Here is a 13,659-nt window from a genome sequence, read left to right on the forward strand (position 1 = left end):
TAGCTTTCACCTTTACCCGATGCTTTTCCCTTTCATAGCAGTACTGATCGCCTCATCCATTAACCGCTCCGCAAATGGCCGGGTAAATTCGTTTAGCTCATCAATAGCCTTATGAATTGCATCTTTATCGCCGCCATTTAATGTGTTTTTTAACACACCGATAAGCTTAAGTGTTTCAGCCGTTTCACTTTCGCTGATGAAGCTGCTGTTATTTTTAAGGAAACGCTCAACAGTATAAACCATTTGCTCGCCTTCGGTGCGGGCTTCAATTACCATACGCTGGCTTACATCATCTTTGGCGTGGGTAATGCTGTCCAACAGCATTTGCTCTACCTGGTCGTCGGTTATGCCGTAGGTGGGTTTTACGTCGATTTCCTGTTTCACGCCGGAACGCAATTCAATAGCTTGTATCTTTAAAATGCCATCAGCATTTAATAAGAAGTTAATATCAACCTTAGGGAAACCGGCCGGCATGGATGGAATACCTTTCAGGTTAAACTCGGCCAGCTTGCGGTTTTCTTTCACCAAATCACGTTCTCCCTGGTACACGGCAATTTTCATGTTTACCTGTCCGTCAACTGAGGTTGTATATTGTCTGCCCGCTTTGGTGGGCACCTTTGAGTTTCGCGGGATGATCACGTCCATTAATCCGCCCATCGTTTCGATACCAAGCGAGAGTGGGGTAACATCCAGCAGCAAGATATCACTGCGATTTCCCGCCAAAACATCCGCCTGTATAGCGGCGCCAAGAGCTACCACCTCATCCGGGTTTACCTCATCGTGTACCGGGCGGCCAAAAAACTCAGCCACCATCTTTTTTACCAGGGCAGTGCGGGTTGAACCGCCTACCATAATCACTTCATCTATTTGTGATTGGTCGACTTTGGCATCTTTAAGCGCATTCTGGCAGCAGGCGATAGTTTGCTGCACTTTGGCCAATATCAATTCCTCAAAGGAGGAACGGTCAAGTGTGCACCATATTTCGCCGATCTTTTCATTGAAAAGGCTTTGGTATGCAAATGCTTTTTTAGCCTCTTCGGCTTTTAAACGCAATTGCTGCGAAAGACTGGTGTCAGCCAATACTTCTGCTTTATTCAGTTGGTTCTTTTCAATCCAGTAGTCGACTATGGCGCGATCGAAATCATCGCCGCCTAAAAAGGTATCGCCGTTAGTGGCCAGCACCTCAAAAATGCCGTTTTGTATTTGCAGGATCGACACATCGAATGTACCGCCTCCAAGGTCATAAACGGCAATGGTTTTCGTTTCTTCCGGGTTTAAGCCTATTCCATAAGCCAGGCTGGCGGCTGTCGGTTCGTTTACTATGCGCAGCACATCTAAGCCGGCCAGTTTACCGGCGTCTCGGGTAGCCTGGCGTTGCGAATCGTTAAAATAAGCGGGTACGGTTATCACCGCGCGGTTGACCGGCGTCTTTAAAGCATGCTCAGCGCGGGCCTTTAGTTCCTTTAATATCAAAGCCGATAGCTCGATAGGTGTATAAAAAGTATCGCCTACTTTTATTTTTACCAGGCTTTCGGTGTTGTCGTCGATAACTTTATAACTGAAAAAGTCTTTGTAATTCTCAATATCGTTGTATGACCTGCCGAGCAGTCGCTTAACCGAAAAAACAGTGTTTTGCGGATCAGTTATTAAATATTCTTTTGCTTCATTACCTACACTGATCTCGCCCGCCGGACCGAAATGCACTACCGAAGGAACCAATACGCCCTTGCCTGCATCGTTGATGACCTGCGGGTTTTTATCGGGATTGATAAAAGCCACCAGCGAATTGGTAGTGCCCAGGTCGATCCCAACAATTATCTCTTCCTTTTGCAGTGAACCTGTTGCCAGGTTGATAGAAACTTTAGCCATTACTTTGTGTTAACAGCCGCAAATGTACTTAGTTTTAGGGGATGGTATGTCATAGTAATTTCGGATTTCGGATGTCCGGTTTCGGAATCGGTCTGAACCCGGATTTTTAGAATTACCGGATTGCGGGAATGCTTTGCTGGTAACTGATTCTGAAAATTCCTGAATTCTATAAATTCAGGTCCGGACAACTTACAAATTGCTTACTTTCACACCTGATGAAAATCTGTCTCAGAATATCTCTTTTATTGCTACTAACCACTGCTGGTACCACTATTACAAAAGCACAAACCTTCGGCGGTAATCCGCCATCCATCAAATGGAACCAGGTGAATACACCCGCAGCAAAAGTGATATTCCCAACAGGATTGGATTCTGTAGCCAGGCGGGTGGCAAATATAGTTGAGCAAATGAATGCGGCAACACTGCCCACCATTGGTTATAAGCAAAGGCAAGTGAGCATTTTATTGCAAAACCAAACCACCATATCCAATGCTTACGTTGGCCTGGCGCCTTTTCGCAGCGAGTTTTACCTGACACCTGAGCAAAACAGCTTTAATATCGGCAGCCTGCCCTGGAACGAACAACTGGCGATACACGAATTCCGGCATGTGCAGCAATACAATAACTTTAATGTAGGCCTGTCGCATGCGCTGAAACTGGTTTTTGGCGAAGGCGGCCAGGCGCTTGGCAATGCCCTGAGTGTACCTGATTGGTTTTTTGAGGGCGATGCCGTTTTTAATGAGACACATGTAAGCGAGCAGGGCAGAGGCAGGTTGCCTTATTTCTTTAATGGCTTTCGTGCATTGTGGGCTGCAGATAAAAATTACAGCTACATGAAGGTCAGAAACGGTTCCTATCGTGATTATACTCCTGATTGGTACCCTTTGGGTTATATGCTGGTGGCATACGGACGGGATAAGTATGGTGATGATTTCTGGAAAAATGTAACCCATGATGCAGCCGCTTACAAAGGTGGTTTTTATCCGCTGCAACGGGCAATTAAAAAATACTCCGGAAAGACTTTTAAAACATTCCGGAACGATGCCCTGAGTCATTTTAAGCAGCAGTTTAGCGCTGATCTGGCTAATCAGTCATTGGATGACGAGTTGATCATGCCGAAGCACTTTATCGGCGACAGGGAATTTCCGTCGTTTGTAAATGATAGCACGATGATTTATTCCAAAAGCACCTATGACGACAGGCCTGTTTTCGCCATAAAAACCAACGGTTTTGAAAAGATCATAAGCGTGAGGGATGTTTCAATAGATAATTATTTTGCCTATCATAATGGCAAAATTATTTACAGCGCTTATCGCAGCGATGCAAGGTGGGGCTACAGGAATTACAGCGAACTGGTTTTGCTGGATGTAAAGACAGGCAAGGAGCAAAAGCTAACCCGTAAGACAAAATATTTTTCACCGGCGTTCAGTGATGACGGAAGAACAATCGTAACTGTTGAAGAAGCAACCAGCGGTAAAAGCGATCTGCATTTATTGAGCGCAGTTAACGGACAACTGATTGCTGTGGTGCCTGGTAAAAACCACCTTTATTATACGTATCCAAAGTTTTATGGAAAGGATAAGCTGTTAGCCGCGGTGAGGAATATCCGGGGCCAGATGTCGCTGGCGCTCATTAATATCAAAACGGGCGATGCCAGGTACCTTTTACCATTTGGTTATCAGCCGATTGCCTTTCCCGCTCTAAAAGGCGATACCGTGTATTTTTCTGCAACGTCCGGCATCAACGAGCAGTTGTTTAAACTTTCCATAAAAGATGGCAAGCTTTATGAATATGGAAACGATAAATACCCCGGCCCGGCCAGTAAATACCAGGTGACGGTGTCAGATAATAAGATTGCATTCTCGCGTTTTGGTGCCGCAGGTTACTATTTGCAGCAGGTTGATAAGAAGAAGGTAGATTGGATGCCTGTTGCCGGAGACAGGTTGCCCGGAGCACTGCCTGATTTGGGCATCGGCGCCTTAAAAAAGGATTCATCAACAGGCATTCTTGCATCTGTTAAAACAGAAGATTTACCGGTAACCAAATACCCGAAACTGTACCATCCGTTTAATTTTCATAGCCTTACCCCTAATTTCAGCGATCCGAATTACCAGCTGTCCCTTTCCGGAGAGAATGTGCTGAATACATTACAAACAGATATATCTTTTAACTATAACCGCGATGAGGGCTACAAGCAGTTTGGCTTTGATGCCGTTTACGGCGCTTTATTCCCGTACGTTACTGCCGGCGCTGATTATACTGCCGACAGGAAAGGCTACTATAAAGGCAGCAATATTTTCTGGAACGAAACGCAAGTACACGCGGGCTTACAGGTTCCATTAAATCTTTCATCGGGCAAACATCTCACCAGTTTGCAGTTTGGCAGCGGGTTAGTTTATTCCAATACCAGCTTTCAGCAGGCATACAGGAGTTTGTTTAACGACCGGTCTTATGTTTATAACAGCAGCTTTATATCGTTCAGCAACAGCGTTCAGCAGGCGCGCAAAAACATCTATCCTATGTTTGCGCAGCGCATAACGTTGTCTTACAAATCAGCCATTACGGGGTTAACCGCTAATCAATTCCTGGTATCCGGGTCACTGTATTTTCCGGGACTGGTTGCCAATCATAGTTTTATTCTAAGCGCTGCCCATCAGCAAAAAGATAAAAATAACGTTATCAGCTTCTCGAATAACTTTCCCTTTTCACGCGGGTACGAGGCTGAAAATTTGCATGACATGAACAAGCTTGGCGCAAGTTATCATTTCCCGGTAGCCTACCCGGACTGGGGCTTTGCCAACACTTTTTACCTGCTCCGCGTTCGCGGCAATGCTTTTTATGACTATACCCGCGCCACGGATTATTTTCCCAGTGGTGCGCGGTTCAAAGGAACCTTTCGCTCAACCGGCGGCGAAATTTATTTCGACACTAAATTCTTTAATACAGCCGCTATCAGCTTCGGCTTCAGGTACAGCTATTTAATTGACGAGGATGTTTTTGGCGGAACAGGAAGAAACAGGTTCGAGCTGATTGTTCCTGTGACGATATTCTGATAATGTATGGTTGATAGGTCGCGGCCGTTCCGGTTTTAGGTGCATTATTTTTTGTACCGTTGGCGGTTTAATCACAGCCAATTTGCAGGAAGTTGTTTGTAAAGAAAGATTTACTGTTACTTAAACCTTCTGATGGTATTCAAACACTAATTTTGCATTTGGAAATTATGAAACCTATGGAAAAGTATGTCTATCTAAGCGTATCAGATGGTACAGAAATGGCCGCTTATACCGCAATTCCTCAAAATGCTGCCGGCAAAACTAACCGGGGATTAATAGTATTACAGGAAGCTTTTGGCGTTAACCATCATATCCGCGATGTGGCCGACCGCTTTGCCGCCCGGGGATTCGTTGTTATTGCTCCTGAAATGTACCACCGTACAGCTCCTCCGTATTTTGAAGGAGATTATAGCGATTTTGACAGTGTAAAGTCACATTCATCGGCAATGACGATAGAGAATAACGAAATTGATATACGCGCGGCGTTTCATTGGTTAAGCCGGCACGAACTGGTAGACCCTTCGCAAATCTTCAGCGTGGGTTATTGTATGGGTGGGCGGATGTCATTTCTGGCCAATACCATCCTTCCCTTAAAAGCTGCGGTGAGCTATTATGCAGGTTATATCAAGTCAGTTGCCGACAGGGCTAAAAATGTACACGGCCGGCACCTTTTCTTTTGGGGCGGACAGGATAAACACATCGGGCCAGATCAGATTGATGCAATAACCACTGCTATGGATGAGGCCGGAAAGGAATACATCAATGTAAAATTCTCCCACGCCGACCATGGTTTCAATTCTGATGACCGCGCCGCATATAACGAAAAAGCCGCTAAAGAAGCCTGGGCAATGGTAATGGAGTTTTTTAGTTAGTACATAGCCGACAGCCTATAGTTCATGGCCGTTGCGTTTATGGTGTATTGATTCTTGCTTCTTAATTCTTGACTCTATTTGGTATCTTTGGGCAATGAAAAAGTTGTCAGTTTTGTTGCTGGTTGTAGTATGCCTTGCAGGTTGTTCGCATGGTAAATATAAGCAGGCCGCTATCGAGTATCTTAAAGCCAGGCTCCCGGACCCTGCTTCGCTCGATACGGTTAAGTTTTTAAAGCCTGACAGCCTGTATACAACTTTTCATGATACCGACGACTACAGGGCTTTAATGAAAGGACTGAATACTTTTGAGATCAATGGAGATTCGGTACAGGCGGCACAAACCAGGGCTGCAATAGCACAAAAGGAGAAGAGTTATAAACATAAAGTTACCGGCTGGGATGTTTTGCTGATTTATAAGGCAAAAAACAATAAAGGACAATTACAGCTGGATACCTGCCGGTTTACGTTTGAGTCGACGCTGACAATCGTAAAGGATCTGAACGGCGTAAACCTGGCCGGCGCCAAAAACTAATACCCGGTATTTAGGTGTTATCCTCAGGCAGTGTTATTCTGAAAATAGAGCCAACGCCTACTTCACTTTCTACCTCGATCTTGCCATTGTGCTTTTCTATGATCTGCTTAACAATACTTAAGCCCAGGCCGGTAGATTGTTCGCCCTTCAGGCCCGTGCGGCCTGCTTTTGAGAATGGCGTAAAGATAATTGGCAGCATTTCTTTTGGTATCCCAAGGCCGCGATCTTTTATTTCGATGATAATGTTCTGATTTCTTTTACTTAGCAACACCTCTATCTTACTGTTTTCTTTTGAGAATTTCAAGGCATTGCCGATAAGGTTATCCAGCACACGTGTAAACTTTTCATGATTGATCTGTGCATATGCCGGACTTACTGAACTAATTAATTCGATGGTATTTTGGGCTTCTTTTTGTATGCTCCAGGTGTCAATATTTTGTTTTACGATTTCGTTCAAGTCGCTTTTAACGGTCACAAATTTTCCTGAATTATCATTGCGTGCTGATTCAAGCAGGTCGTCGATAATGGTACGTGCGCGGATACAAGAGGCCTTCATCAGGTTAAGCGTCTCCTGGGTATCAGCGTCAACGCTTTCCATTTCCATCATCATTGCCAGGGTTTCAACAGCAGCGATGGGGTTGCGCAGGTCGTGAGCTACGGTACCCAATAGCTGACTTTTAAACTCGCTGCCCCGTTCAATCTCCTCGTTCTTTTCCCGTATTTCGTTCATCTGCATCCAGAAATTGGCCTTGTACGAAAAGAAGTATCGCGATATCCAGTAGAAGCCTCCTAAAAGTATTATCGACACCAACTGGTTATAAATCATTTCTGTCGGGTCGGTGTGCGCATGTATCAGCATAGAGGTAAACATCAACTCGATGGAAATCAGTAAAATGATGGTTTCGTAATATTCAAAAACGCAGAGTACGCTGATGGTCACCAGCGAGATCAGGTAAAGGGTGAGCGCATTGCGCGGGTTCCCGGTTGAAATAAAACTGGAAAACATCCCGCACATGATCAAATACAGCGAAAATGCAAAAACAAACAACGACATTATGGCAGTAGCTTTCTTGTTTTTCTTGAATTCTTCTACCAAAAAGTTGCTGATAATGTAGAAAATAAAAGCCGAACCTATGAATACCCAGTTGGCGATATTAAACTCCGGGAAATTCTCGGCGCGTGTAAGGCTTATCGGAAAAATAAGATATAAAACCCTGATAATAACGTTTAATACTAAAAAAATAATGCTCCCTACACGCACTGCAGCAAGATTCTGGCTGGTGTAATAGTCGCGATAAGCATTGCGGTACTTACCGGGCAGATTTTTGAAAAGATGTTTATTCAACGTTTGGTTTGACTAGTCAGGCTACGCAAAAATATAATTTTTTAATTAATATGTTGTTTATAAACAGCAGATTACAGATTGATGACAATACAGCAGGTGAAATTATTTTCAGCAGTCATTTTAGCAGGTTGCAGCATGTGGCAAGCGATTTGATGAATAGTGACTGAACCCGGATTTTTAGAATTTACTAATGCAGGATTCGCGTCTGCGATCCATTCAGCTAATTCCTGAATTCAAAAAATCGGTTCAGACAAAGGAAAAACGAAAAACATGAATTTTAACAATTTTACCATAAAGGCTCAGGAAGCCGTGCAGAAGGCTTCTGAAATTGCCGTAGGAAATCAGCAGCAGGCAATTGAAACGGCACACCTTTTAAAAGGTTTGCTGCTTGTTGATGAGAACGTTATATCATACCTGTTAAAAAAATTAAACGTAAACATTAACCGCCTTAATGAAACGCTTGACGAACAAATCAAATCGTTTCCGAAAGTTAGCGGCAGCAACGTTTATTTATCGTCGAACGCAAATTCTGCTTTGCAGAAGGCAACTTCTTACCTGAAAGAATTTAAAGACGAATTTGTTTCGGTGGAACACATGCTGCTGGGCATTTTATCGGTAAACGATAAAACAAGCTCCGCATTAAAAGATTACGGCGTAAATGACAAAGACCTTAAAAAGGCTATTATAAGCCTGCGCGGGGATAATAAAGTTACCGATCAAAACGCTGAAGCAACCTATAATGCCTTAAACAAGTATGCCCGTAACCTGAATGAATATGCCGAATCGGGCAAGCTTGATCCGGTTATTGGCCGTGATGAAGAAATCAGGAGGGTTATCCAGATCTTATCGCGCCGTACCAAAAACAACCCGATATTAGTTGGTGAGCCGGGTGTGGGTAAAACTGCAATTGCTGAAGGTATTGCATTCCGTATCATTAAAGGCGATGTGCCTGAAAGCCTGAAGTCGCAGACAGTGTATTCGCTTGATATGGGTGCGTTAATAGCGGGCGCTAAATATAAAGGCGAATTTGAGGAACGTTTAAAGGCCGTAATTAAGGAAGTTACTCAGGCCGAGGGCGAGATCATCCTGTTTATTGATGAGATACACACCCTGGTAGGCGCCGGTGGCGGAGAAGGAGCAATGGATGCGGCGAATATATTAAAACCTGCATTGGCGCGCGGCGAACTGAGGGCGATAGGCGCAACCACGCTGAACGAATACCAGAAATATTTTGAAAAAGATAAAGCGCTTGAGCGCCGTTTCCAGATGGTGCTGGTGGATGAGCCCGATACCGCTGATGCCATATCGATTCTGCGCGGTTTGAAAGAACGCTATGAAACCCACCACAAGGTGCGTATTAAAGACGAGGCTATTATTGCCGCTGTAGAGATGTCGCAGCGCTATATATCCGACAGGTTTTTACCGGATAAGGCAATCGACCTGATGGATGAGGCTGCTTCAAAGCTCCGCCTTGAGATGGACTCGGTACCCGAAGTTGTGGATGAACTGGAGCGCCGCATTATGCAGCTGGAGATTGAGCGGGAAGCTATTAAACGCGAACATGACGATAAAAAAGTAAAGGAATTGAGCGAGGAAATAGCCAACCTTTCTGCCGAGCGCGATTCACTGCGCGCTAAATGGCAGAGCGAAAAAGATATTGTAGACGGCATCAACCTGAAAGTTGAGCAAATAGAAAATTATAAACTGGAAGCTGAGCAGGCGGAGCGCGCCGGCGATTATGGAAAAGTTGCTGAGTTACGTTACGGCACAATTGTAAAAGCTCAGCAGGAAGTGGAAGATTTGAAAAAGGCGCTGCTTGAAAACCAGAGCGATAGCCGTATGCTGAAAGAGGAAGTTACTGCCGATGACATCGCCGGCGTAGTTTCCCGCTGGACCGGCATCCCTGTTTCCAAGATGATACAAAGCGAACGCGAGAAATTGTTGCACCTGGAAGAAGAGCTGCATAAACGTGTGGCAGGGCAGGAAGAAGCGATCGAGGCGATAAGTGATGCCATCCGCCGCAGCCGTGCAGGCTTGCAGGATAAGCGCAAGCCTATTGGGTCGTTTATATTCCTTGGCACAACCGGCGTAGGTAAAACCGAGCTGGCAAAGGCGCTTGCCGAATACCTGTTTAATGATGAAGGCGCTTTGGTGAGGATTGATATGAGCGAGTACCAGGAACGCCACGCTGTCTCCAGGCTGATTGGTGCGCCTCCGGGATACGTAGGCTATGATGAAGGCGGTCAGTTAACCGAAGCCGTTCGCCGCAAGCCTTACAGCGTTATTTTACTGGACGAAATTGAGAAAGCCCATCCGGATGTATTTAATATCCTGCTGCAGGTGCTGGATGATGGCCGCCTGACCGATAACAAAGGCCGCGTGGTGAACTTTAAAAATACCATCGTGATCATGACCTCGAATATCGGCTCGAACCTGATACAGGAAAATTTCCAGAACTTCGAAGAAAGCGATAAAGAAGTGGTGATGGCTAAAACCAAAAACCAGCTGTTTGAGTTATTGAAACAAACTATCCGTCCGGAGTTTTTGAACAGGATTGATGAAATCATCATGTTCACTCCGCTTAGCCGCGATGAAATAACTGAAATCGTTAAACTCCAGTTCAACCAGGTTAAGCAAACGCTGGCAGATATGGGCATCACCATAGATGCTTCTGAGGAAGCACTGGACTGGCTGGCCCAGTTAGGCTACGATCCGCAATTTGGTGCAAGGCCATTGAAGCGCGTTATTCAGAAAAAAATCCTGAACGAGCTTTCGAAGCAGATACTGGCCGGTAAGGTGGACAAGGACAGCCGGATCCGCCTGGATATGTTCGACAACCAGTTTGTATTTCTGAATGAAGATTTGTTAGAATCCGCAAGTCAGAAAAGCCAGTAAACTCCGAAAGAACTAAAGGAATTAATAAGCTCCACCATATAGTGCAAGAGCCTTTGTTAACCGCGAAGGCTCTTGCGGTTTAAAGTCATCCGGTGAATGCTTTTGGCTTAAAATTTGTTTTTGATTTTTGACGAATTTGGTAACTTTAATTACCCAAATAAACCTAAAAATCAAACCGTTATGAAAGGACATGTTGTTAAGAAGGAGATCGCAATCAACGCGCAGCCTTCCGCGGTATGGGATGCCCTTACCGACCCTGAAAAAACAAAAAAGTATTTTTTTAACTGTAAAGTGGTTTCATCTTGGAAGGAGGGAACGCCCATCACTTTTAAGGGCAAGATGTTTTGGTTTATTCCTGTCGAAATGAAGGGTAGAATATTAAAAATTGAGCCTGAAAAGGTTCTGCAATATAACCTGAAAAATACACATGACGGATCGGCAACCGTATCAACTGTTACCGATATGCTCACTTATAAAGACGGCGTAACCACACTATCAATTACCGACGATGTTGGCGATGGCCCTGGCGCCGAAAAGAGGTTTGAAAAATCTGAGAAGGGGTGGGATAAAGTTTTGCATGGCCTGAAGGATCTGGTGGAGCATACAAAAGGTGCGGATGTATAAACTCCCGCCGGTGTAAACCCATTGTGTTTGTTAATGCTTGAATATCAGTATGTTTCGTTAAGTGCTGATTGAAAGTGTAAACCCTATATGTAAACCTATAAGCAACGTATTGATTATCAGTGGTTTGTAAATGAGTAAATACTTAATTAATTGTTAATCAATATGTTCCTGAATTTTCGGGGTGTTCCGCGTGTAAAAACGGAACGCCCTAATTAAACATTTCCTGTGGTCTGCTAAGAAATTTCTGCCTATGTTTAGCCCTGCATTTACTATTGTACAGGGTATGGCAAAAATCAAACTCATCGGTGTCGCGGTAATCACGCTGTGCATCGCCTTCTTACAATTATCAGCGCAGGATAAACCTGTTTACAAAGACAACTCAAAACCCATCGATGCAAGAGTTAAAGACCTTGTCTCGCGGCTCACCCTTGAAGAAAAAGTTTCGCTGCTCGGTTACAACAGCAAAGCCGTTCCTCGTTTAAGCATACCCGCTTATAACTGGTGGAACGAGGCCTTACACGGCGTGGCACGTGCCGGTGAAGCTACAATCTTTGCGCAGGCCATAGGTATGGCAGCCACCTTTAACAACGATTTATTAAAAGAGGTATCAACTGCAATTTCAACCGAAGCCCGGGCAAAATATAACCTGGCCACGGCACAGGACAGGCACTTGCAATATATGGGCCTTACTTTCTGGACACCCAACATCAACATTTTCCGCGACCCGCGCTGGGGCCGGGGACAGGAAACTTATGGGGAAGATCCGTATTTAACCGCAACCATGGGTACCGCATTTGTAAAAGGGTTGCAGGGCGACGATCCTGATCATTTAAAAGCATCAGCCACTGCCAAACATTTTGCGGTTCATAGCGGTCCGGAGGCCACCCGGGATTATTTTGATGCCGTTGTAGACGAAAAAGACCTGCGGGAAACCTACCTGTATGCTTTCCATGCCCTGGTAAGTGGCGGAGTGGAATCGGTGATGAGCGCTTATAACAAGGTGAATGGCACGCCAAACTCGATCAATAAAATGCTGCTGACAGACATCCTGCGAAAGGAATGGGGATTTAAAGGGCATGTGGTTACAGATTGCGGTGCATTGGACGACGTGTTCAGCACCCATAAGTCTTTGCCAGGCCCGGTAGAAACAGCAGCGGCGGCGATTAAAGCCGGTATAGATCTGGATTGTTCCACAGTTTTGCAAAATGACGCGCTGAAGGCTGTCAGGCAGGGCTTACTTACCGAAAAAGAGATCGATAACGCTTTGTCAGCACTATTACGAACCCAAATGAAGCTTGGGTTTTACGACGCTGCGGCTGTTTCTCCTTATTATAAATATGGTGCTGATAGCGTTCATAACGCGGCCCATATCGCACTGGCCCGCAAGGCAGCCCAACAAAGTATGGTGCTGCTGAAAAATGACAATAATGTTTTGCCATTGGCTAAAAGTAAATACTCCAGCATTATGGTGCTGGGGCCCAATGCAGCCTCGCTGGATGCGATGATTGCTAATTACCATGGTACCAGCAGTAAAGTTGTAAATTTTGTGGAAGGAATAACGAGTGCCGTGGGCCCGGCAACAAGGGTAGAGTATGACCTGGGATGCGATTATAAAGACACCACTCATTTCGGTGGTATCTGGGCTGCAGGCAATGCCGACGCTACAATTGCAGTGATCGGCCTTTCGCCGGTGCTGGAGGGCGAGGCCGGAGATGCCTTTTTATCGGAAACCGGGGGCGACCGTAAGAATTTAAGCCTGCCTGCCAGTGAGATAGCTTTTATGAAAGCCTTAAGAAAATCTGTAAAAAATAAGCCGTTAATTGCCGTGATAACCGCAGGCAGCGATGTTGATGCAGATGCCATCGCCCCATACGCTGATGCAATACTATTGGCCTGGTACCCCGGCGAACAGGGTGGCAATGCGCTGGCCGATGTTATTTTTGGTGATGTATCTCCGTCGGGCCATTTGCCACTAACATTTTATAAAGCATTGAGCAATGTACCTGATTATAAAGATTACAGCATGAAGGGCCGCACTTATCGCTATTATACAGGCCCGGTACAGTATCCTTTCGGGTTTGGACTGAGCTATACTACCTTTGCATACCAGGCTAATGGAAATTTAAAGTCAAAGTATAATTCCGCTGATACCGTCAGCGTTACTGTCAGGGTAAAAAATACAGGCAAGGCAGACGGCGATGAAGTTGTCCAGGCTTATATCCAGTACCCTGAAATTGACAGAATGCCGGTGAAAGAGCTCAAGGCTTTCAAAAGAACATCAGTTTCTCAGGGCGCTGAACAATCGGTAACCCTGAGAATACCTGTAAAAGAACTTCAGAAATGGGATATGAAAACTCATAGTTGGAAGATTTATCCCGGCAGCTATAAACTGGTGCTCGGCAGTAACTCACAGGATGCAAAAGTAACGTTGCCATTTACGGTTGCCCAATAACCCCTGATCTCTGGTTT

General features: G+C 45.1%; 8 protein-coding genes. 6 read left to right on the forward strand and 2 right to left on the reverse strand.

Annotated features, from left to right (window positions below; genetic code table 11):
• Positions 1–12: 12 nt before the first annotated feature.
• Positions 13–1,869: a Fe-S protein assembly chaperone HscA gene (gene hscA / locus Q3W13_RS03150; protein ID WP_302861256.1), complete on the reverse strand. Its 1,857-nt coding sequence runs from the start codon at positions 1,867–1,869 to the stop codon at positions 13–15.
• A 215-nt stretch (positions 1,870–2,084) separates the two neighbouring features.
• Between hscA and Q3W13_RS03155 the strand changes: the two genes are divergently transcribed.
• From Q3W13_RS03155 to Q3W13_RS03165, 3 genes are all read left to right on the forward strand, one after another.
• Positions 2,085–4,922 carry a hypothetical protein gene (locus Q3W13_RS03155; protein ID WP_302861258.1) on the forward strand — a complete coding sequence of 946 codons (2,838 nt, stop codon included), beginning with the start codon at positions 2,085–2,087 and terminating at the stop codon, positions 4,920–4,922.
• Between the two features lie 176 nt (positions 4,923–5,098).
• The gene (locus Q3W13_RS03160; RefSeq protein WP_302861260.1) at positions 5,099–5,794 is read left to right on the forward strand and encodes a dienelactone hydrolase family protein; all 696 of its coding nucleotides are present in this window, start codon (positions 5,099–5,101) and stop codon (positions 5,792–5,794) included.
• A 94-nt stretch (positions 5,795–5,888) separates the two neighbouring features.
• Positions 5,889–6,326 carry a hypothetical protein gene (locus Q3W13_RS03165; RefSeq protein WP_302861262.1) on the forward strand — a complete coding sequence of 146 codons (438 nt, stop codon included), beginning with the start codon at positions 5,889–5,891 and terminating at the stop codon, positions 6,324–6,326.
• 10 nt (positions 6,327–6,336) lie between these two features.
• Here Q3W13_RS03165 and Q3W13_RS03170 read toward each other — a convergent pair whose 3' ends face one another.
• Entirely contained in the window at positions 6,337–7,671 is a 1,335-nt protein-coding gene (locus Q3W13_RS03170) for a sensor histidine kinase KdpD (RefSeq protein ID WP_302861263.1), read from the reverse strand.
• A 270-nt stretch (positions 7,672–7,941) separates the two neighbouring features.
• Between Q3W13_RS03170 and clpB the strand changes: the two genes are divergently transcribed.
• The 3 genes from clpB to Q3W13_RS03185 all read left to right on the forward strand — a co-directional run bounded on the left by clpB (position 7,942) and on the right by Q3W13_RS03185 (position 13,642).
• Positions 7,942–10,566 (forward strand): ATP-dependent chaperone ClpB, encoded by a 2,625-nt coding sequence (gene clpB / locus Q3W13_RS03175; RefSeq protein ID WP_302861265.1) that lies wholly within the window; start codon positions 7,942–7,944, stop codon positions 10,564–10,566.
• Between the two features lie 180 nt (positions 10,567–10,746).
• Complete coding sequence (locus Q3W13_RS03180; protein WP_302861268.1) at positions 10,747–11,190, forward strand: SRPBCC domain-containing protein; 444 nt, start codon at positions 10,747–10,749, stop codon at positions 11,188–11,190.
• A 283-nt stretch (positions 11,191–11,473) separates the two neighbouring features.
• Positions 11,474–13,642, forward strand: a complete 2,169-nt coding sequence (locus tag Q3W13_RS03185; protein WP_302861270.1) for a glycoside hydrolase family 3 N-terminal domain-containing protein — start codon at positions 11,474–11,476, stop codon at positions 13,640–13,642.
• Positions 13,643–13,659: the final 17 nt, after the last annotated feature.

The organism is Mucilaginibacter sp. L3T2-6 (assembly GCF_030519355.1).
Taxonomy (GTDB): domain Bacteria; phylum Bacteroidota; class Bacteroidia; order Sphingobacteriales; family Sphingobacteriaceae; genus Mucilaginibacter.

Coding starts and splice junctions, on each gene's coding strand:
- hscA (WP_302861256.1), bottom strand. CDS start 1,869: ATGGCTAAAGTTTCTATCAACCTGGCAACAGGTTCACTGCAAAAGGAA.
- Q3W13_RS03155 (WP_302861258.1), top strand. CDS start 2,085: ATGAAAATCTGTCTCAGAATATCTCTTTTATTGCTACTAACCACTGCT.
- Q3W13_RS03160 (WP_302861260.1), top strand. CDS start 5,099: ATGGAAAAGTATGTCTATCTAAGCGTATCAGATGGTACAGAAATGGCC.
- Q3W13_RS03165 (WP_302861262.1), top strand. CDS start 5,889: ATGAAAAAGTTGTCAGTTTTGTTGCTGGTTGTAGTATGCCTTGCAGGT.
- clpB (WP_302861265.1), top strand. CDS start 7,942: ATGAATTTTAACAATTTTACCATAAAGGCTCAGGAAGCCGTGCAGAAG.
- Q3W13_RS03180 (WP_302861268.1), top strand. CDS start 10,747: ATGAAAGGACATGTTGTTAAGAAGGAGATCGCAATCAACGCGCAGCCT.
- Q3W13_RS03185 (WP_302861270.1), top strand. CDS start 11,474: ATGGCAAAAATCAAACTCATCGGTGTCGCGGTAATCACGCTGTGCATC.